The sequence below is a fragment of the Acidimicrobiales bacterium genome, from assembly GCA_033344915.1.
In the GTDB taxonomy this organism is placed as follows: domain Bacteria; phylum Actinomycetota; class Acidimicrobiia; order Acidimicrobiales; family Aldehydirespiratoraceae; genus JAJRXC01.
Genome location: JAWPML010000001.1, coordinates 2,441,434 through 2,461,452 on the forward strand (window position 1 = coordinate 2,441,434; position 20,019 = coordinate 2,461,452).

Annotated in this window: 20 protein-coding genes; 9 read left to right on the plus strand and 11 right to left on the minus strand. The window is 69.0% G+C overall.

The window, feature by feature from the left end; genetic code table 11:
* The first annotated feature begins 34 nt into the window (after nt 1-34).
* Together R8F63_11890 and R8F63_11895 are read left to right on the plus strand one after the other, a co-directional pair.
* On the plus strand, nt 35-955 hold the full coding sequence (locus R8F63_11890) for a glycosyltransferase family 2 protein (protein ID MDW3219303.1): 921 nt from the start codon (nt 35-37) through the stop codon (nt 953-955).
* Between the two features lie 43 nt (nt 956-998).
* Nucleotides 999-2,192, plus strand: coding sequence for a DUF222 domain-containing protein (locus R8F63_11895; protein ID MDW3219304.1), 1,194 nt, complete (start codon nt 999-1,001; stop codon nt 2,190-2,192).
* Between the two features lie 4 nt (nt 2,193-2,196).
* Here R8F63_11895 and R8F63_11900 read toward each other — a convergent pair whose 3' ends face one another.
* From R8F63_11900 to R8F63_11925, 6 genes are all read right to left on the minus strand, one after another.
* Nucleotides 2,197-3,090 (minus strand): glycosyltransferase family A protein, encoded by an 894-nt coding sequence (locus R8F63_11900; protein MDW3219305.1) that lies wholly within the window; start codon nt 3,088-3,090, stop codon nt 2,197-2,199.
* Nucleotides 3,083-4,525 (minus strand): O-antigen ligase family protein, encoded by a 1,443-nt coding sequence (locus R8F63_11905; GenBank protein MDW3219306.1) that lies wholly within the window; start codon nt 4,523-4,525, stop codon nt 3,083-3,085. Before R8F63_11905 ends, R8F63_11900 begins: the two co-directional genes overlap by 8 nt.
* Entirely contained in the window at nt 4,522-5,148 is a 627-nt protein-coding gene (locus R8F63_11910) for a hypothetical protein (protein ID MDW3219307.1), read from the minus strand. Before R8F63_11910 ends, R8F63_11905 begins: the two co-directional genes overlap by 4 nt.
* 11 nt (nt 5,149-5,159) lie before the next feature.
* Nucleotides 5,160-5,948, minus strand: coding sequence for a hypothetical protein (locus tag R8F63_11915; GenBank protein MDW3219308.1), 789 nt, complete (start codon nt 5,946-5,948; stop codon nt 5,160-5,162).
* A gap of 90 nt (nt 5,949-6,038) precedes the next feature.
* Nucleotides 6,039-7,205 (minus strand): hypothetical protein, encoded by a 1,167-nt coding sequence (locus R8F63_11920; GenBank protein MDW3219309.1) that lies wholly within the window; start codon nt 7,203-7,205, stop codon nt 6,039-6,041.
* Nucleotides 7,157-8,842, minus strand: coding sequence for an S-layer homology domain-containing protein (locus R8F63_11925; protein ID MDW3219310.1), 1,686 nt, complete (start codon nt 8,840-8,842; stop codon nt 7,157-7,159). Before R8F63_11925 ends, R8F63_11920 begins: the two co-directional genes overlap by 49 nt.
* Before the next feature lie 118 nt (nt 8,843-8,960).
* On the opposite strand from R8F63_11925, the gene R8F63_11930 reads away from it, so the two are divergent.
* The 7 genes from R8F63_11930 to R8F63_11960 are packed head-to-tail and all read left to right on the plus strand — an operon-like array spanning nt 8,961 to nt 14,949.
* The gene (locus tag R8F63_11930; protein ID MDW3219311.1) at nt 8,961-9,425 is read left to right on the plus strand and encodes a hypothetical protein; all 465 of its coding nucleotides are present in this window, start codon (nt 8,961-8,963) and stop codon (nt 9,423-9,425) included.
* Nucleotides 9,422-9,898: a glycosyltransferase gene (locus tag R8F63_11935; GenBank protein ID MDW3219312.1), complete on the plus strand. Its 477-nt coding sequence runs from the start codon at nt 9,422-9,424 to the stop codon at nt 9,896-9,898. Before R8F63_11930 ends, R8F63_11935 begins: the two co-directional genes overlap by 4 nt.
* Nucleotides 9,891-10,475 (plus strand): acyltransferase, encoded by a 585-nt coding sequence (locus R8F63_11940; GenBank protein ID MDW3219313.1) that lies wholly within the window; start codon nt 9,891-9,893, stop codon nt 10,473-10,475. Before R8F63_11935 ends, R8F63_11940 begins: the two co-directional genes overlap by 8 nt.
* Nucleotides 10,476-10,491: 16 nt before the next feature.
* Complete coding sequence (locus R8F63_11945) at nt 10,492-11,634, plus strand: glycosyltransferase (protein ID MDW3219314.1); 1,143 nt, start codon at nt 10,492-10,494, stop codon at nt 11,632-11,634.
* A complete protein-coding gene (locus R8F63_11950; GenBank protein MDW3219315.1) occupies nt 11,631-13,097 on the plus strand; it encodes a lipopolysaccharide biosynthesis protein in 1,467 nt (488 codons plus the stop codon). Before R8F63_11945 ends, R8F63_11950 begins: the two co-directional genes overlap by 4 nt.
* Nucleotides 13,094-14,029 (plus strand): glycosyltransferase, encoded by a 936-nt coding sequence (locus tag R8F63_11955; protein ID MDW3219316.1) that lies wholly within the window; start codon nt 13,094-13,096, stop codon nt 14,027-14,029. Before R8F63_11950 ends, R8F63_11955 begins: the two co-directional genes overlap by 4 nt.
* Nucleotides 14,026-14,949 carry a glycosyltransferase family 2 protein gene (locus R8F63_11960; GenBank protein MDW3219317.1) on the plus strand — a complete coding sequence of 308 codons (924 nt, stop codon included), beginning with the start codon at nt 14,026-14,028 and terminating at the stop codon, nt 14,947-14,949. Before R8F63_11955 ends, R8F63_11960 begins: the two co-directional genes overlap by 4 nt.
* Here R8F63_11960 and R8F63_11965 read toward each other — a convergent pair.
* The 5 genes from R8F63_11965 to R8F63_11985 are packed head-to-tail and all read right to left on the minus strand — an operon-like array spanning nt 14,927 to nt 20,017.
* Nucleotides 14,927-16,378 carry a PKD domain-containing protein gene (locus R8F63_11965; GenBank protein MDW3219318.1) on the minus strand — a complete coding sequence of 484 codons (1,452 nt, stop codon included), beginning with the start codon at nt 16,376-16,378 and terminating at the stop codon, nt 14,927-14,929. The genes R8F63_11960 and R8F63_11965 overlap by 23 nt on opposite strands.
* On the minus strand, nt 16,375-17,511 hold the full coding sequence (locus tag R8F63_11970; GenBank protein MDW3219319.1) for a methyltransferase domain-containing protein: 1,137 nt from the start codon (nt 17,509-17,511) through the stop codon (nt 16,375-16,377). Before R8F63_11970 ends, R8F63_11965 begins: the two co-directional genes overlap by 4 nt.
* Nucleotides 17,508-18,563 (minus strand): SDR family oxidoreductase, encoded by a 1,056-nt coding sequence (locus tag R8F63_11975; GenBank protein MDW3219320.1) that lies wholly within the window; start codon nt 18,561-18,563, stop codon nt 17,508-17,510. Before R8F63_11975 ends, R8F63_11970 begins: the two co-directional genes overlap by 4 nt.
* Before the next feature lie 21 nt (nt 18,564-18,584).
* Nucleotides 18,585-19,223, minus strand: coding sequence for a PIG-L family deacetylase (locus tag R8F63_11980; GenBank protein ID MDW3219321.1), 639 nt, complete (start codon nt 19,221-19,223; stop codon nt 18,585-18,587).
* Nucleotides 19,224-19,228: 5 nt separating this feature from the next.
* On the minus strand, nt 19,229-20,017 hold the full coding sequence (locus R8F63_11985) for a sugar phosphate nucleotidyltransferase (protein ID MDW3219322.1): 789 nt from the start codon (nt 20,015-20,017) through the stop codon (nt 19,229-19,231).
* Nucleotides 20,018-20,019: the final 2 nt, after the last annotated feature.

The window sequence follows — 20,019 nt, forward strand, 5'->3', positions numbered from 1 at the left end:
GTGGCCGCATCGACGACACTAGGGTGGCCCGACGATGACCACCGATGCGGCGCCCACCGAACCCGGACTCTCGATCGTGGTCGTCACGTGGAACAGTAGTGCCACCCTCGCTCCGCTGCTGGCGGAGCTCACCGGCCATGACGACCTCGAGATCATCGTCGCCGACAACGACAGCGCCGACGACAGCCTGGCCGTCGCCGCGGCCGCCGCGCCCGACGCGATCCGGATCCGCACGGGCGGCAACTGTGGATTCGCCGGCGGCGTCAACGCCGGCGCCGCCGCGGCGTCGAAGGACGTCCTCGTCCTCCTGAACCCCGACTGTGTCGCCGCTCCCGACGACCTGCGCCACCTCGCCGACCGCGTGCGGGGCGGTCTCGGGATCGCGGCGCCGCGCCTCACCGACGAGTCGGGCGCCGTCACCCGATCGGTCCGACGGCGGCCGACCCTGCTCGACCAGTTCGTGGTGGCGGCCGGGCTGCACAAGGTCTCCGACCGACTCGACCCGGACAGCGACGGCGGCGCGTCGAGCGCCACCGCCCCCGTCGAGGTCGACGTCGTGTCCGGCGCCTGCTTCGCCACGCCCCTCGCCCTCTTCCACGAGCTGGGCGGGCTCGACGAGCGCTTCTTCCTCTACGGCGAAGAGGTCGACTACATGGTCCGCGTCGCCGAGGCGGGTCACGCCATCGAGTACGACCCGGCGGCCACCGTGATGCACATCGGAGGCACCGCGGCCGATCAGGTGTCGACCGGCACCGACTTCCTCCTCATGGAGTCGCGGGTGCGCTGGTTCCGCAAGCACCACGGCCGGGTGGCCGCCCAACTGGCCCGGGTCGCGCTCGCGGCGTGGGCGCTACGGCGTCGCGACCGAGCGGCGATCCGGGCGATGTTCCGGCCCATGAAGACGATCCTCACGCCCACCCACCCGAGGCCGAAGCCGGTGCGCGTCGACGAGTAGTCGGGGCTTGCAAAGCGAACACATGTTCGTGTAGGGTGAAGGTGTGTTCACGGCGATACACGCCACCCTGGCGGGGGTGACAGCAACCAACAAGACTCGCAACGATCTCGAGTCGCTCATTGCGGCGCTCGCCCGTGTGGAGTCCCATGCGGCGGAGCGGCGTCTGGCGATGTTGGCCGCGATCGATGATCTCGACGATGGCGGTCTGTCGGGGGAGGACACCGATCGGGTGAAGGCGCGCCGGTCGAAGAAGAAGGCGAAGCGGAACGCGCGGACCGCGTCGAAGCTCAAGGACATGCCCAAGACGCGTACGGCGCTGGCCAACGGCGAGATCACCACCGAGCACGCCGACGCCGCGGCGGACGCGGCCGAGCGGGTGTCGCCCGAGGAGGCCGACGAGTTGGCCGACGACGCGGCGTCGCGGCCGGCGGATCTGTTCGGCCGTCAGGCCCGATCGTGGGCCTCGGCGCGCGAACGTGAATCGGCCAAGCAGGACCGGGCGAAGCGGCAGCGTGACGCACGCGAGGCGTCGTGGTGGGTCGATGCCGACGGCATGTGGAACCTGTTCGCCAAGCTCGATCCCGACACCGGCCGCGAGCTGCAGAAGATCCTCAACAAGACCGTCGACGGACTGTGGCGTGACGACGGCGGTCGCGACGGACGGCCCGACGAGCTCCGCACGCCACCGCAACGCAAGGCCGATGCGCTCACTCGGCTGATCCGGGAGCCGCGCTCGGCCACGGGTGGTCCGTCACGTCGTCGCCCGCACCCGAAGCACCTGATCGGGATACGGGTCGATCACACCCGCCTCCGCGGCGACGACCCTGCGGGCACCGCCGAGTATGTGGATGGATCGCCCATCCCCCAGACCACACTCGAACGGTTGGTGTGCGACGCCGCGTTCGTCGGGTTCGTCTTCGACCAGAACGGCGAGACGTTGTTCCAGGGTCGGGCCACGCGGCTCGCCACCGATGCCCAGTGGGCCAACCTCATCGTCCGCGATGGCGGCTGCTTCTGCTGCAACAGCGCCCCCGAGCACTGCACGGCCCATCATCTCGTGCCGTACGCGCCACCGGCGCGGGGACCCACCGACATCGATCATCTGGTGCTCGTGTGCACCCGCACCCACCACCTGATCCACGACCACGGCTACCGGGTGATCCGCGGCCCCGACGGCGTCTGGCAGCTGCATCCTCCCAACGCAGGCTCGGGCGAAGCCGAACCGAGCGCCGCCTGACGGGTCAACGCCAGGCGCTGGACCGGCCGGTGAGGCGGCGCCACTGCTGTTCGCGCACGAACGCCAGCAACTCGGGGTCTTCGACCCGTTCGCGGCGGGTGATCACGGCCTTCATGTAGCCGGTGACGAGACCGGCGCCGGCGACGACCCACGGGCGGATGAAGCAGCGGCGCACAGCCTTCGCGAAAACAAACGCGGGGTGGTAGCCGCACACGTAGGCGGCCTCGCCGTTCTTCTGCCAGTTCGGCCACTGGCCCTGACCGTCGCCGGTGAACCGGCGCTGGATCATGACGATGTCGCGGAAACTGCGGGTCGTGTAGCCGTTGAGTGTGGCCTTCAGCTCGTCGAGAGTGTCCCAGCCCTTGACCGCGTGGATGCCGCCGATCGCGTCCCAGCACGCCCGCCGGTAGATCTTCGTTGCGCCGCGGACGTGGAACATCGGGTGCTCCTCGAGCACGAGTTTCCCGTCGATGTCGTTCTCGATCATGCCGCCCGCGATGCCGAGCTCGGGCTCGTCGAGCATCCGCTGGAGACACCGCTGGAAGTAGTCGAGCGGCAGGTCCAGGTCGCTGTCGAGCTTCACCGCGAAGTCCCACTCGATCCCGTCCATCAGGGCGAAGCCCTCCTGGAACGCCTCGACCACTCCCCCGCCGGGGCGACGGCTGCCCCGGTCGTGACGATCGATGACCTCGATCCAGTCGTGGTCGGCCGCGAACGCTCGGGCGATCTCGCCCGTGCCGTCGGACGACCCGTCGTTGACGATCACCCACTTCGCCGGGCGCCATGTCTGCGCCGCCATGCTCTTCAGCGTGTAGGGCAGGTAGTCCGCCTCGTCGCGGGCCGGCGACACCACCACATAGGTGGGCACCTCGGACGGGATGGGGGCGGTGTCAGACACGTCGATCCTTGTAGACGTCGCGGATGTCCTTGGCCACGGCGACCGTCCACCATCGGGGCTTGCCCTTCACCCGGTGACGGTTGCTCAACAGGCCACGTTCCTGGGCCAGCGCCTCGACCTCGGGCGGCGGCATCTGCACGTTCATCATGCGATGCAGCGCCCCGGCCGCGCCGATCAGCACGAAACAGGTGCCGACGTACTGCTGGTAGTAGAGCCCGTTCACGAAGAAGTTGGCGAAGAAGCCGGCGAGCAGCGACCCGAAGAGCACCTGACCGAGATGCTTGGTCGTGTCGTCGCGCGCGACATGGCGGATCTGACGCGCCACGGCGATCGCCAGGAGGAACATGAACGACAGGACGAGGACACCGACCCACCCGATCTCGAGCAGGGACAGGAGCATCTGGTTGTCCAGCAACAGATACGTGTCGCTGCCCCAGGTGCCGGCACCGCGTCCGAACAGGGGTCGCTCCGCGATGAAGTCGAAGGCGATCTCGTAGTCGTCGGTGCGGGCCGTGATCGACGTGTCGTCCTCGAGCCCGCGGAACAGCGAGAGGATCGAGCCCAGCAGCGTCGGCGACGACGCGTAGATGCCCATCATCGCGATGACGCCGATGAACGCACCCTGCACGAGCTGGCGGCGGCTCCAGACGGAGATGAGCGTGCCGAGCGACATCACGATCGCGAGGATCGCCGAGCGTGAGACCGTGGCCGGAAGCGTCGCCCCGATGAGGAACACCGCGACCCAGTAGGGAATCGCCTTCTTGCGCACCGGCTCGTGGAGGGCGTAGTGGAGCGCGACCGGCAGGATCATCGCCATCAGGATCCCGAGCTCGATCGCGTGGGCGGTCGTGCCGGTCGCCCGGTCGAACCCACTGCGGGCCCGCGACCGGGCGAGCTCACCACCGTTGAGACTCAACCCCGGATAGCGGATCTCGGCGACGAGATCCCACGCCAGATAGAACTGGAGCAGGGCGGTGATCGCCACGATGGCGCCGAGGAAGACCAGGCGCTGGAGCACCTTCTCGAGCTGATCGCGCCGTTCGATCGATGCGCCGACGAGCAGGCCGATGCCGATCATCGAGGCGGTCATGACCACCTCGCGCTGGCCGGCCGTGATCTCGTGGTTGTAGAGGTCGCGGTTGTAGCTGAGCATGTGGCTCATGAACACGACCGTGCCGTAGCCCCAGAGTCCGGCCGCCACGGGGTTGCGGCCCCGCGGAACCATCGACGGCACGAAGCGGGACACGACGTACAGCAGACAGGCGCCGAGCCCCACCACGATCGAGGGGCGGGCGATCGACCCACCGCCCGGGAGCACCCACTGCTGCGGGATGAGGAACAGACACACCATCCAGACGGTGACGATGGTGAGGGAATCGAACTGCCACCACGGCTTGGGACCGAGTTCGACGGGTTGTTCGAGCTGGGCGGTCATCGCGCCGCCTCCGCCGCGAGGTCGGCCGGGCGACGGCGCCGCCGGGGCGCCGCGGGCAGGATGAACTGATCGACGCCGTAGGCCGCGCCGGCGGCCAGCATCCCTGACGCCGCGACGAGGCCGAGCAGCGCCCGATTGCTCCCCGGCGGGCGGATCGGCGGATAGGTGATGGAGGTGACGGTGCCCCGGAAGCGGGCTGCGCCCACGATGTCACGCTCCGATTGAATCAGGTCGAGGCGATCGACATAGTCGTCCGCGACGAACTCGATCGCGTCCGACACCCCGGCCTCGGTCGGGCCCCGCAACGCGATCACGATGATCGGAAACTCGCTCTGTAAGTCGAAGTCGAAGGTGTCGGGAAGCCCCTCCGCCTTCAAGTTGTTGCGGTACTCGTCGTCGAGCATTTCCACCGCGGCGATGATCGCGGGGCCGCGATAGTTGCCGCGGGTGCTGTCGAGCAGGGTGTTCGACGTGCGGGGAAGCGTGACGGTGACGCGGGCTTCGGCGATGTACTCCGCGCCGGTCGCCCGCAGCTCGTTCGTCAGGAACAGCCCGACGGCCATCACCGGCACGAACACCCACCACTTCCGCAGGATGGCCCAGGCCATCTCCGGGAACGACATGACCGACCGACCTAGCCCTCGGCCCTTCGACCGCGGGCCCGCACCCACCGGCTGGAAGTCTTCTCTTCGAGTTGGGCCTGCCCCGGCGGGTGCGCCAGTTCCGCGGCCGGGCTCGCCGGCCGGAACTCCGCCGCCGTCTCACCGCCCACGCCGTACTTGGACGCGTCGGACTCGTACTTGTCGAACTCGTGGAACTCACGACGGCGGTCGCTGAAGAAGTAGAAGATTCCCTCCACCGCGAACGCCGCCACGAACGCGAGCAGGAAGCCCGCGGCGGCAACGGTGATCTGACCGGTGCGCACGGCCGAGAAGTCGGCGATCGGCTCGGAGATCTCGAGGAGTTCGGCCCTCGCGAGGGCACCGGCGTCCACGCCGAAACGCTGCTGCTGCACCGTCATCTCCTCGGTGAACAACCGACCGAGAAGGGCGGCGGACTCGACCGCGACCACTTCGTCGTCGTGGGCGACCTCGAAGGTCACGAACGGGTCGGCGCGGGCGACCGAGAAGTTGTAGCTCGGGGAGTAGCCGGCCTCCGCGACGTCGGTGCGCCGCTCCGAGGTGTGCATGACGACGACAGCGACGTTGGCGACAGAGTTGACTCCCGACGGCGTGGTGATGATCGGGTTCGTCGGCCCGTCATCGGTTGTGGTGTCCTGGGCGACGACGAGAAGGAAACTGCCCTCCACCGTGTAGCTCGGCGATCCGCCGCTGCCGGCCGCGACATAGAGCGCGAGCGCGGCGATGGGGACGGCGACATACCACCGACGCAACAGGATGAGAACGATCGTTCTGAGGTCCACGCAAACTCCATGCAGGCGGGAGCACGAGCACCCGCCACCGTACTCATCGGCCGAATGACGACGTTACCAACCGTTTCTCGTTTGAGTCGGTCAGGAACACGCGATTGCGGCGCCGAATCGCGGCGCCGCGCAGATGCCGTCACCCCAAATCGACGGGCCGAAGGGCTCTGACGCGACCGGCACCGCGGTGGGGTCCAGGAGGCGGAGATCTCCGACGTCGGGGGCATCGTCGACGAACGCGGGGAAGTCCGCCTGCACACTGCCCGCGTCGCAGGGCTCGTTGCTCACGGTGAGATTCTCGACCGTCGCCGGCGTGCAGGGCAACGATGCGACGATGTTGCCGGAGGCGATCAGGTTGTCGCCGGGGTCGACGGTCGAGCCGCCCGACGAGATACCGACGGAGCCCCGGATGGTGTTGTGCACGAGCTCCAGGACCGAGGTGTCCGTGGACGCCCACACGATCGCGTGGAATCCCTCGCACCCGACGCGCTGCTCGGGACACTCGTAGATGACGTTGCCTTCGAGCCTGACATGGCCGACGACGCCCCCCGCGCCGGACCGGATCTGGAACGCCTTGTCGCCACACGGCAGCACCACGTTGCGGGCGAAGTGAATCTGGTCACCGCCGAGGATCTGTACACAGTCGGTGTGGGCTTCCCCGTCGGAATCCTGGGGGCCGATCACGTTCGCCTCGAAGAGGAGATTCTCCGGCGTGTCGCCGTCGAACGTCTTGATCTGGACCCCATCCGGTCCGAGTTCGTAGGGCCGGATGAGGTTGCCCCGGATGAGCACGCCGTCGGCTCCGTTGACGAACAACTGACCGATGCGGCTCGACTCGATGGACGCGCCATCGGCGTTCGGGTTGACGACGATCACCTCGACGTCGACGCCGACGATGCGCACACCGGGCGCCGACACCTCGATGGACCCGATGGTTGCGCCGGGCGATCCGACCACGATCGCATCCGCGTCGGTGAGGTCGATCGACGCCGTGTGCCCCGCCTCGAGTTCGACCGTCGCCGGCGGCGGGTCGGCGGGCAGGGGCGGCCGGCAGGCGGCCGTCGCCGGATCACACGGCGCGTCGAACCACCAGGTCGGCGCGGCGTCCGACGCCGCCGGCAGCGCGGCGACCTGGGTGTCGCCCTCCGCCGAGAAGCTGCACGACCCGATCAGGAGCGCGGCGGTGACCGCGGCGCCGAGAAGGCGAGTCAGGCGCAGCGACCCACGGGGAGGGAGACCTCGTCGGAGAACCGACACAGCATCAGTGCGACGTGGCCGCGAATGATCGGGTCATCGGGACGGAAGGTACCGTCCGCAAAGCCGTTCATGACACCGACGTCGTTCGCCCAGCGAATGGCCTCGTAGTAATAGGCGTTCGTGCTGACGTCCGTCAGGCTGACGTTCGGCGCCGACGGCGACCCCGCCGCTCGCCACAGGATCAGCGCGAAGTCGCCACGCGAGATGGCGTCGTGAGGCCGAAAGGTGCCGTCCGGATAGCCCGTCACGGCGCCGGTCGCGATCGTCCACCGCACCGGCGGCGTGTACCACTGGTTCGCGATCACATCGCTCGGTCGCGCGGCACGCGGTTCGGCCGGTCGACCGTAGGCCCGCCACAGGAAGGTGACGGTGTGGGCCCGGGTGTTGGTGTCGAGGTGGCCGAACGCCCCTGCGCCGGGACCCTCGGTGGTGATGCCGACCTCATGGAGCCAGGCGATGGCCTCGCTCATCTCCTTGGACACTCCGCTGCTCGACGAGCCGCAGGTCTGGTCGGCACCGAGGTCGCCGGAGCAGCCGGCCTGGCCGTCGATGTCGATCGACGGCACGTGGGGACTGCCGACGCCGATCCCCTTGCTGCCCGTCGCGAGATGGAGATCCTGAACCGTCGACGCGGGGTCGACCCAGTTCGGCCGACCGTTGATGTCGTTGCTGCCGCAGGTCTTGCCGTCGATCAGGTTCCAGTCCGTGTGGGGGGTGCACGGGATCTCGGCCGCGATGTTGCCGTAGAAGTGGAGGTCGTCCTCGCCGCCGGACACCGAACCGGAGGAGAGACCGACGGAGCCGTTGATCGAGTTGTGCACGAACCGGATGTCGTTGCCCTCGGCCGACACGGTCACCGCGTGGTACCCGTTGCACAGGGTGGTACGCGGCGCGCACTCGCTGATGAAGTTCGACTCGATCAGGACGCTGCCGACGGTGCCGCCGGCCCCGCTGCGGATCTGGATGGACTTGTCCGCACAGGGGAAGAAGATGTTGCGGGCGACATAGATGTCGTCACCGCCGAGGATCTGGAGACAGTCGGTGTGGGAATCGCCTTCGAGCAGCTGCGGACCGAGGACGTTGCCGATGATGGTGACGCCGACGGGATTGTCACCGTCGAGACCCTTGACCTGCATCGCGTCGGGTCCGTTGGTCGCCGGGTCGATGAGGTTGTCCTGCCAGAGCGTGTCGTCGGCGCCGGTGACGTAGGCCTGGTCGATCGTGTTGCCGACCGCATGGTTGTCGTCGGCACCCGGGTGGAAGTACATGACGCCGGTGTCGATGAAGCCGGTGAAGGTGAGCGACGGGACATGGCTGCGGATGCCCCCGACCGTGACGGTGCCGGAACCGCTGTGGGGCCGGAAGGTGATGTTGGCCGACGCCGCGTTCCAGCTGACGCTGCGGTCGATCTCCTGGAGGCCGTAGCTTCCGGCCTTGACCCGGACGGTGTCGCCCGGCTTGGCCTTGCCGAGGGCGGCCTCGAACGAGCCGCACGGACTCGACGACGTGCAGGCGGTGCCTGATCCGGTCGTGCTGACGTACCAGGTGCTCGCCGCGGCGGCCGGCGATGCGGCCACCACCAGCGAGACAGCGAGAGATGCGAGGATGGCGATGATCGCGAGAGCCCTACGGTGCACTTGAATGGGTTCCTTGTTTGCCGACTGGGGGTGTGGTTTCCGTCGGTGCCCGCAACCGACACGTAATGTCCGTAACCAAAGTGCAATGTAATGGGTCCGAGGCCGGGAGGGGTGGCACATGAGCAGAAAATCACCACGCCGGGTCATGGCCGTCGCCTCCGGCGGTGGGCACTGGGTCCAATTGTTACGGCTCCGTCCCGCCCTGCGGGATCACGATGTCACGTTCGTCACCGTCCGTGACCAGTACCGGGCGGACCTCGACGCCGATGACCGGCTGATCGTGGTGGAGGACGCGACCCGTTGGGACAGGCTGAAGATGGTGAAGCTCACCCTCCAACTCCTCTGGGCCGTCCTGCGCCATCGCCCGCAGGTCATCATCTCGACCGGCGCCGCCCCGGGGGTGCTCGCCCTGCAACTCGGCAAGCTCGTCCGCGCCCGCGGCATCTGGGTCGACTCGATCGCCAACTGCGAGGAGATCTCGATGTCCGGACGACGGGCCGGCAGGCTCGCCGACCTGTGGCTGACCCAGTGGCCCCATCTCGCGACGGAGGACGGGCCCCGCTACGAGGGTTCGGTCGCGTGATCCTCGTGACCGTCGGCGCGCAGATGCCGTTCCCCCGCCTGGTCGACGCCGTCGACGACTGGGCTGCCGCCCACCCCGACGCCGACGTGTTCGCCCAGATCGGCGACCAGGTCCCGGTGCCGACCCACCTCGCCCACGTGCCCCTCGTCGACCCGCTCGAGCTCCGCACCCGCATCGAGGACGCCGAGCTCGTCGTCGCGCACGCCGGCATGGGCACGATCATCACCTGTCTCGAACTGGGTGCGCCGCTCGTGATCTTCGCCCGCGAGGGCGCCCGCCGCGAGACGCGCAACGATCACCAGGTCGCAACGGCACGGCACTTCGGCGATCGACCCGGCATCTGGGTCGCAGCGTCCATCGCCGACCTGCACGACCTGATCGACCGGCGCGACGCACTACGGGCCCAGACCCCCACCGCACCCGAGACCTCGCCCCGGCTCCTCGACACGATCCGGGACTTCATCGATGCGTAGCGGCTACCGGCTCCACCAGGCCTACACCCGAGCGCGCGACAAGTTCGTGTCCACCCTCGTGCGGGGCGCGTTCGCCTCGTTCGGCTCCCACAGCGTGCTCGCCCACCCCGTTCGCCTCGGAGGCGTCGAACGCATCCGCATCGGGTCCGGTGTCTACATCGGGGCCGCGTCCTGGTTGCAGGTCGTCGATCCCGAACCGGGCGGTGAACCGCAGCCGGACATCGTCATCGACATCGGTGACAACGTCCGCATGTCCGGCATGTGCGTGATCTCCGGCGCGGCGCGCATTCGTATCGAGGAGGGCGCGCTCCTCGCCCGCAACGTCTATGTCGCAGATCACGGCCACGCGTTCACCGCCGACGACATCGCGATCCACGAGCAGGGGATCAGCTCCGTCGAGCCGGTGCGTGTCGGCGCCGGGGCATGGCTGGGACAGAACGTGGTGCTCCTACCCGGGGCCGACATCGGCAGAGGCAGCATCATCGGCGCGAACTCCGTCGTGCGGGGAACGGTTCCGGATCGGTCGGTGGCCGTCGGCGCGCCGGCTCGGGTGGTCCGTTCGCTCGACGACGACTGAGACGAGACTGGCTGTGATGAGCGAACCGCGCGATGTCGTCTTCACGTTCTCCACGGAGACGCTGGCGGATGCGGCGGCGCGCGGTCTCGTCCGACCCCCCGAACGAATGCTCCAGACCCTCGTGCGCAGCGACCGGGTCGATCGCGTGCTGGTGGTGGACGCGCCCCGGTGGGTCCCGGCCAAGTGGCGGCGCGGGCGAACATCGTGGCCCCCGGCCCTCGGTTCTCCGCGGCCCCATCTTCGTCCCCACCGTTGGACGCGCCGGGAGGCCGTGGAGGTGGACGCCATCCGGGCGGAGCTCCTACGCCGGGACGCCGCGATCCGGGCGGCGGCCGATCGCGCCGGCATGACCTCACCCGCCGTCGTCACCTTCGATCCGCTGCTGGCCGGACTGGCGCCGCTCGAGTGGGCCGGCCCCGTCACGTACTACGGGCGCGACGACTGGTCACGTTTTCCTCCTCGGCGGCCCTGGTGGCCAGCCTACGAGGCCGCCTACGCCGGACTGCGCGCCACCGCACGTGGCGTGCTCGCCGTCAGCGCGCCCCTTCTCGAGCGCATCGGGCCGACCGGGCCCGCCGAGGTGATCCCCAACGGCATCGACCCGGGCGAGTGGACCGATCCCGGACCGCTCCCCGAATCGCTGGCCGCGCTCCCCCGCCCGCTGTTCACCTATGTCGGCACGGTGGACGATCGCATCGACGAGGACCTCCTGACCGACCTCGTCGACGGCGAGGGCACCATCCTGCTCGTCGGGCCGTGCCGCGACGACGAGCGTCGGGCCCGACTCACCGACCTCGGCGCCGTCCTCCATGTCGCGGCCGACCGAGCCGAGCTCGCGGCGATCGTGCGCCATTCGGACGTCGGCCTCATCCCCCACGCCCGGACGGAGCTCACGGAGGCCATGAGTCCGCTCAAGCTCTACGAGTACCGCGCGGCCGGGATTCCCGTCGCCACCGTCGACCTCCCGCCGATCGCGGCCGAGGCGGCCGGCGATGCGGCGATCGTCGTGGCCCCATCCGGCCCGAACGGCTTCGCGCAGGCGGCCCGCGCGGCCGCCGAACGCGGCCCCGACGACGAGGCGACCCGCCGCGCCTACGTCGACGACGCCTCCTGGGCTGGACGCCATGCCACCGCCCTCGACATCGCCCTGCGCGCATGACCAGCATCCGATCGTCCGTGCGCTGGAACGCCGTGTCACTCGGCGGCCGCCAGGGGATCCGCGTCGCAACCGCGCTGCTGCTCGCCGGCATGCTCGGACAGGCCAACTTCGGCATCATGGGGATGGCGACCGTCTACGTGACGTTCGTCGTGATCTTCGTCCAGTTCGGGTTCGGCACGGCCCTCGTCCAGAAGGAGGACCTCACCACCGGCGACATCGGCGCCGCCACCTGGTTGTCCCTCGGCAGCGGCGCGCTGGTGTCCGCGCTGACGCTCGGCCTCGCTCCCCTCGTCGCCGACTTCTTCGACACCGACGAGCTCACGTCGGTCCTGCGCGTGCTCGCGGTGCTCGTCCTGCTGAAGGCGTTCGCGATCGTCCCCTCGAGCCTGCTCATGCGCGAGATGCGTTTCGCGCCACTTGCCCGGGCCGAGTTGGCCGGCGCGGTCGCCGGGTCGGCTGCGGGCATCACGGCCGCGATCGTCACCGATTCGTATTGGGCGATCGTCTGGCAACTGATCGTCATGGATGCCGTCACCCTGATCGGAATTCTCTACGTCGAGCGCCGGCGCGAGTGGCGGACCTCCCGGGCCGAGGTCCGCGAGCTCTCGGGGTTCGGCGCGAAGTTGTTGGGGACGAACATCGTCAACTTCGCGTCGGGCAACGGCGACAACGTGGTGATCGGCCGCGTCGAGGGCACGGTCGCCCTGGCCGACTACTCGTTGTCGTACCGGGTGCTGTCGCTTCCGCTCCAGGTCGTCGGCCAGACGGTGGCCCGCACGATCCTGCCGACGTTCTCCCGCCTCCAGCACGACCGGCCGGCCGTCGCCGATCTCTACTACCGCAGCCAGCGGGCCATCGCCGCGATGGTGACCGGTCCGCTGGTCGTCGTCGCGCTCGCGTCGCACGACGCGATCCCGTGGGCGTTCGGCGACGAATGGTCGTCCGCCGTCACCGCGACACAGTGGATCGCGGTCGCCGGCATCCTGCGACTGGTCTTCGGCAACGGCGGCGCGACCATGGTGGCCATGGGACATCCCGGCTGGCAGTTCTGGTGGTCGTTGACCACCACGGCCGTCTCCGTCGCCGGCTTCATCGTCGGTGTGCGGTGGGGCATCGAGGGCGTGGCCGCCTCGATCGTGATCGTCGGCCTGCCGCTCGGCCTGCTGGGTGTCGCGATCGTCGGGCGTCTCATCCCTGTCTCCCCGATCGGCGTCCTGGTGCGACTCGCCCCGATCGCCGCCGCGGGCGCTTCGCTGCTCGGCCTCTGGTGGCTCGTCGCCCAGCCGAGCGGTGACTGGCCGGTCGTCGTCCGCCTCGTCGTCCGTTGCGCCGTCACGTCCGCGGTGTACCTCGGTCTCGTGGCGCTGATTCCCGCCGTACGAGACGACGTCCTCCGGCTGGTTCGCCGCGCCGACGCCAGTCCGCACGCCCCCTCCGCCGAGTCCTCCACCGAGCTGTCATGACCTCCCGCACCGTGTCCGTCGCCGCGATCATCCCCGCCTTCAACCGCGCCACCACGATCGTGCGCGCCGTCGAGAGCGTGCTCGACCAGACCCGACCTCCCGATGAGATCCTGGTCGTCGACGACGGATCCACGGATGACACCGTCGCGCGGCTGGCCCCGTACCGCGATCGCGTCCGGGTGGACACCATCGACAACGCCGGCGCGGCTGTGGCGCGCAACATCGGGGCGTCGCACACCACCGCCGAGTGGCTCGCGTTCCTGGACAGTGACGACTACTGGTTCCCCGACCACCTCGCCCGTATCACGGCCGCCATCGATGCAACGGGGGGCGCCGCGGGCGTCTACTTCGACGACACGAGCCGACCGGTCGACGATCGCGACGACGCCTCCCTGTTCGCGCTCGCCGACTTCGCGCTGACCGGGGACTGGGAACTCACCGAAGATGCAACCGACTGGGTCGTACGGAGACGCCAACCGACGATGCTGCAGTCCTCCGTGTTCGCCCGCGCCGCCTGGGACTCGGTCGACGGCCTCTGGCCCGAGCTACGATCCCGCCACGACACCCACATCTTCCTCCGGCTCGGAATCGGCCAACCGATGTGTGCGGTGGCCGGCACCGGCTGCCAGATGACGGACGACGACACCACCGGCAACCGCCAGATGGACGCGATGGGCACCCGGTCCCGTCGCTATTGGCACCACACCGTCGCTCTGTACGACGACGTGCTCGCTCGCCACGGGGATCAACTCGACGCTGAGCACCGGGCGATGCTCGCGACGAGGCTCGCCCGTGGTCATCTCTCGCTGGCCCGCCACGACCTGCCTCGCAAGCCGCTCGGGGCCGCAGCCCACGTCGCCCGGGCCGTGCGGGCCGACGCCGCCACGGCCTTCGGACCGATCAGCCGGCGACTTCCGGGCGGTGCCCGATGACGTCGGTGACCGTGGGCGTGCCGGTGTGGAACGGCGAGCGCTATCTGGAGTCGTGCATCGCGGCCCTGCTGACGCAGTCCCGCCCGCCGGACGAGATCCTCATCTCCGACAACGCCTCGACCGACCGCAGCCGGATCATCGCCGACGGCCTCGCCGCCGCCGAGCCGACCGTGCGGGTCATGCACCATCGTGAGAACATCGGTGCCGCCGAGAACTTCAACGGCCTCCTCTCGGCGAGCGACGCCGACTTCTTCGCCTGGTGTGCCCACGACGACCTCTGGTCACCGCCGCTGCTGTCCCAGATGATCGCCGCCCACGACGCCCCGGGGGTTGCGATCGCGTACGGCACCCCTGCCTTCATCGATGATTCCGGCAGCCCCACCGTCGACCCGTCCGCGTCGTTCTGGACGGACAGCGCGGATCCGGTAGTGCGACTCCGCGAGCTCTTCGACGATCCGATGCACTCGCACCTGCACGTGTGCAACCCCGTCCTCGGGCTGATGCGTCGCGACCTGCTCGCTTCGACCGGTGCGATCCGACCCTACGGCGGCTCGGACAAGGTGCTGATCGTCGAGATGGCGCTCCGCGGGCGGCTCGTCCCCGTCGAGGCGCCCTTCCACCGGCGAGTCCACGCGACGTCGTCCGTGCGGGCGAACCCTGACGACGAGTCACGCCGCCGGTGGTTCGACCCCACCGCGACGGGACCGGCCACGCCCGAGTCGAAGCTGCTCGGCGGGTTCTGGTCCGCGGTCGGCGATGCGCCCTTGACCCCCGCCCAACGCCGGGCGGCCCGGTCGGTGATCCTCCGATGGAGCGGTACGGGCCGCCGGCCCCGCGTGCTGTTCGGCGAAGCCCGCCATCTCATCGGTTGGAAGGTCCGGCGCGGGGTGCGCCGACTCAGCCGACTTGTGCGTCCCTGAGCGCCTGGATGGCCGCGTCGTCGAGGCGGTCCTCGTCCGTCACCTCGGAGATTCGCACCGAGGAGTAGCGCGCCGCGACCTCATGGGCGACGATCACGAAACTGCCCGCATTCGCCTCCTCGGGACCGGTGCCGGCGACATAGCTGACCGTCCACTCGGCCGGCTCCTCCAGACCAGCCGGCCAGATCTTGGCGAGGAACACGGAGCCGCCGCTGCCGACGATCGACTGAGCCTGCGCCCGGAAGTGATACGTGCGCCCGACGGTGACCTGCTGGCTGAAGTCGCGCGTCCTCACGACGCCGTTCGGGTCCTGCATCTCGAGCACGTCATCGCCCTCGAGTTCGATGGCGTAGAACGGGAAGGCTCCGTAGGGCGTGTCCGTGTTGCCGCCGTCGGGGCGGAAGCCCTGCTGGGGCTGCGATCCCGGGGTGAAGCTCTCGTTGTGGCCGTTCCAGCGCAGCAGCATGCCGAACCCGGGCGTGGTCGACGTCGACGCATTGAAGTCTTCGCTGATCGACTCGATCGTGATGGTGAACTCCACGTCGAAGTCGGTCCATCCGACGTCGCCGATCCCGAGCAGTCGGTCGTAGCCCAGGCTGTCGGCGTCGATCACGAGGTCGGTGCCGTCGATCTTCCAGTGCCCGTCGATCACCTCGACCAGTCCGTCGAGCCCCTGCTGCGTCCAGTCGATCTCGCCGGGGAGCGGCACGTCCTCGAGCGGCTCGTTGATGATCTGCACGAGGGCGGTGGTCACCTCGCCGAGATTGTCCGCAGCGCGGATCTCCACCGTGTTGGTCCCCTCGACCAGGCGTTCGCGGAGAATGTCGATCACGAAGTCGCCGTCGCGGACGAGGCGCCGGTCGTTCGGACCGAGGCTGAGCCCCTCCGAGGCCTCACCGTTGAGGCTGTAGATCACCGACGCGATGCCGTCGGGGTCGCTGACGTTGCCGGGGATGTCGAGCCAGCGCTGCGCCACGCCATCGCCGGCGTTGAGCTCCGCGCCGAGCCACAGGTCGACCAGCGGACTGCCTGCGGTCCCCTGGTACGGCTCGAGAACGCGTACGACCATGGTCTGGATGTCGGAGAGACCGTCGTCGTCGGTGACGGTGAGGGTGACGACGTGCTCGCCGACGGAGAAGTCGGCGGTGTGCGTCGGCGTGAAGGCCAGATCGTCGAGGCCGCGGCTCCAGCGGTAGTCGACGACCTCGCCGTCGAGGTCGGTGCTGCGGCTCGCGTCCAGGCTGACCTGTTCCGTGCCGTCGCCGTCGATGTCGATTGCAACCGCCTGCGGCGGGATGAGGATGACGGGCTCACGATTGACCACCACGTCGGTGAGCTCGACCGGCACCTCGCCGTCGTCGCCGCACGCGGACGCGACCAGGGCCAGGGCGACGAACGTCGCTGCGAGGCGGACGGCGGCGCGCCTCATGCGCCCAACCCCACCAGCTCGGCCTGCACGCCGACGCGATCGAGTTCGGCGCGGATCTCGTCCATGTAGACCGGGTTCATCACCACGACGGTATCGACGTCGTACCCCGGAAGATCGTCGGGTCGGCAGACACCGAGCCCGGAGCCGGGGAGGTGAGGTCCGGCCTTGGCCGGATTGATGTCGACCGCCACCACCGGAACGAAGTCCGGGACGGCCGCCAGGAAGGCCACCGCCTTGGAGCTCGCGGCCCACACCGCGGCGCGGTGACCGTGGCGATCGAGCTCGTCCGCCCATCGCCGCCAGTGGTCGACGCTCGCCGCCAAGGCACTGAAATCGAGCTGCTCGTCGCGGGCGACAAGTGGCTGTGACGTCCCGAGCCGGGCGTGTGTGACGAGATACTGGCCGTCGTAGTCGAGGCGCGACTGCACGACCGTGAATCCACTGCGCCGCAGCAGGTCCGTGAACCCGGGCTCGTCGAGATAGCTGCAGTGCTCGAAGTAGACGTCCCAGAACGCGGCCTCGTCGGCGATGCGGCCGGTGTCGGGCACCTCGAGATACAGCACGACTTCGGGCCGGTCGGCGAGCTCGGTGCGCATGAGGGTCAGGAAGTCGGCGATGTCGGGGACGTGCTCGAGGGTGTGACGGCAGATCACCACATCCGCGTCGAAGTGGCCGGACCCGGTGGTGAACGACTCGGCGCGGAGTTCGACCGCGCCGTCGACGCCTGCGTCGGATCCGAGCGCCGGATCGAGCCCGACCCCCGTGCCACCCGACGCGGCGCAGAACCGGCGGAGGAAGTCGCCGTTCCCGCAGCCGATCTCGAGCGCCCGGGCCCCCCGGAGGTCATACGTGTCGATCATCTCGTCGATGACCCGCGCCGCGAACGCCTGGAAGACGGCCGAGTGTCCCTGGGCGTCCTCGTAGTCGTCGTCGTAGACGACGAGCGTCGGGTCGAACGCCGAGTTCTGCACGAACCCACAGCGCTCGCACTGCTGGATGACGAGGTCACCGCGGGCCACCGCCCGGGCCGCCGTCTCGTCGGCGTAGAGCCGGGAGTTCTCCACCGGAACCGAGGGCGCGTCGAACACTGTCGCGAGCGCGGTGTGACCGCAGCTGCGGCAGACGACGGTCATCGTGGCGCGTGACCGGCGGTCCAGCGGACGGTGTCGTCGAGGCGGCCGGCGCTCTGGTGCGCATCCAGCCGCTTGAGCCGGATGAACCGGTCCGAGAACAGCGTGTCGATGTCGAGGCCGGCGTCACGGAAGTCCTCGGCCATCTGGGCGATGCCGGACCGAACCGTGAACTTCGGCTGGAACTCGGGCAGCTCGGTGGCGATACGGGTGAAGTCGACCTTGTAGTCGCGCTTGTCCGCGCCACCGCCCTCGGCCACGGAGATCTCCGCACCGGGTACGGCCTCGGCGACCATCTCGGCGACGGTGATGACCTGATAGTTCTCCTCGGTCCGACCGACGTTGAACGGCCGATCGTGGACCCGCTCGACGTCGTCGACGGACAGCACGGCCTCGACCGCGTGGGCGATGTCGGCCACATGGACGAACGGTCGCCAGGGCGTGCCGTCGCTCATCAGCACGATGCGGCCCTCGACGACGGCGCGGGCGGTGATGTCGTTGATCAGCAGGTCCATGCGCAGCTTGGGCGACGAGCCGTAGGCCGTCGCGTTGCGCATGTAGGTCGGGTGGAAGCGGTCGTCGGCGAGCTCCGAGATCGCGAACTCGGCCTTCACCTTCGACTCGCCGTAGGGCGTGACCGGATTGAACGCCGCGGTCTCGTCCAGAAGGGTTCCGTCGCCGGCCCCGTAGAGCGAGCAGGACGAGGCGAACACGAACCGTTGGGCGCCGGCGGCCTTCGCCAGTTCGGCCATCCGCACCGAGGCCCGCTCGTTGATGCCGTAGGTGAGATCCGGATCGACGTTGCCGAGCGGGTCGTTCGACAGCGCGGCGAGGTGCACGACGGCGTCGACGTCGGCGAAGACCTCGGCCCCGACATCGCGGACGTCACCCCAGGTCGTCGCGGGCGCGGTGTTGTCCTGGAAGTTCCCTGCTTCGAACGTGAGATGCTGGAAGAGACCTGTGTCGAGGCCGACCACGTCGTGGCCGGCCCGCTCGAGCATGGGACTGAGGATGGAACCGATGTAGCCGTCGCTACCGGTGACGAGGACGCGCATGTGGGGGGGAATCTCGCTTCGCTAGAGAATGAACTTCGTGCTGTGGAACGCTTCGGCCCAACGCTGGTTGCACTCCACGCCGCGGATCCGGGCCAGGCCCTTGAACGTGTCGGCGTCGAACCACGCCTTGTCGGCCTGGCTGGCGAACGCGGTGCGGATGATCTCCACCTTGCGCTCGATCACGGCGTCGTCGACGGGTACATAGGCGTTGGGCGAACCGAGATCGCCTTCGTACTTCGGGATCTCGTACTGCAGGACCAGATGATCGCGGAAGGCGTTCCACGTGAGATCGGCGACGGTGGCATGGTCCTGGTGGCGGTCCTCGCGGCGATGGGTGAACACGACATCGGGCGCGAACGCGCTGGATTCGTGGAGCACCGACTTGATCGCGGCCCACTGGTCGGGGAACAGGTTCTCGCGGAACCCGTGGATGTCGAGCTCGTAGCCGTCCGCCTTCTCGAAGAGCATCGCGGACGCCCGTTCCTGCTCCGCGGTCCGGTCGGCCGTCGCGCTGAACACCACGGCCTTCGCCACGACGGGGCGCTCGGCCTGCAACCTCAGCAGGGTCGCTCCCGCGCCGATCTCGATGTCGTCCGCGTGGGCGCCGAGACACAGCACCCGTAGGGGCTCGTCGGTCGGGGCGGGCAGGAGGGACAGCATGATCGCTAGGTCCACTTCTCCCACGGGGCGGCGCCGGCCTGATGCATGTCGTCGAGTTGCTGACGGTCCTTGAAGGTGTCCATGCCCATCCAGAAGCCCTCGTGGCGATGGGCCAGCAGGCGGCGCTCGTCCATGAGTCGACGGAACGGCTCGTAGACGAGCTCCTCCCCCGGCTCGATGTAGTCGAAGAGCTCCTGGCGGAAGACGAAGTACCCGCCGTTGACCCAGACGCCCGCGGCGTCGGCCTCGGCGAAGTCGGTGGCCCGGTTGTCGTCGTCGATCTCGACGACGTGGAACGACTGGCTCGGCGGCACGCACAGGAAGTTGCCGATGATCTCGGGGTCGGCCGCTACCTCGTCGACCATGACATCGATCGGGCAGTCGGACAGGCCGTCGCCGTAGTTGGCGAGGAAGATCTCCTCGCCTTGGAGGTGCTCACGCACCGCGACCAGCCGCTGCCCGATGTTCGAGTCGAGCCCGGTGTCGACGAACGTGATGTTCCAGGTGTCGAGATCGGTGTTGAGCATCTCCACGGCGACGTCGCCGGAACCGTTGCCGCCGCGCAGCACGAAGTCGTTCGAGAGCCACTCCTCGTAGTCGAGGAAGTAGCGCTTGATGTGGTCGCCCTTGTAGCCGAGACAGATCACGAAATCCGTGTGGCCGTAGTGGGCGTAGTAGCGCATGAGGTGCCACAGGATCGGCCGGGGCCCGACCGGCACCATCGGCTTCGGGATGCTCTCGGAGAACTCGCGCATGCGCATCCCCCGCCCGCCACAGAACAGCACGACCTTCATCG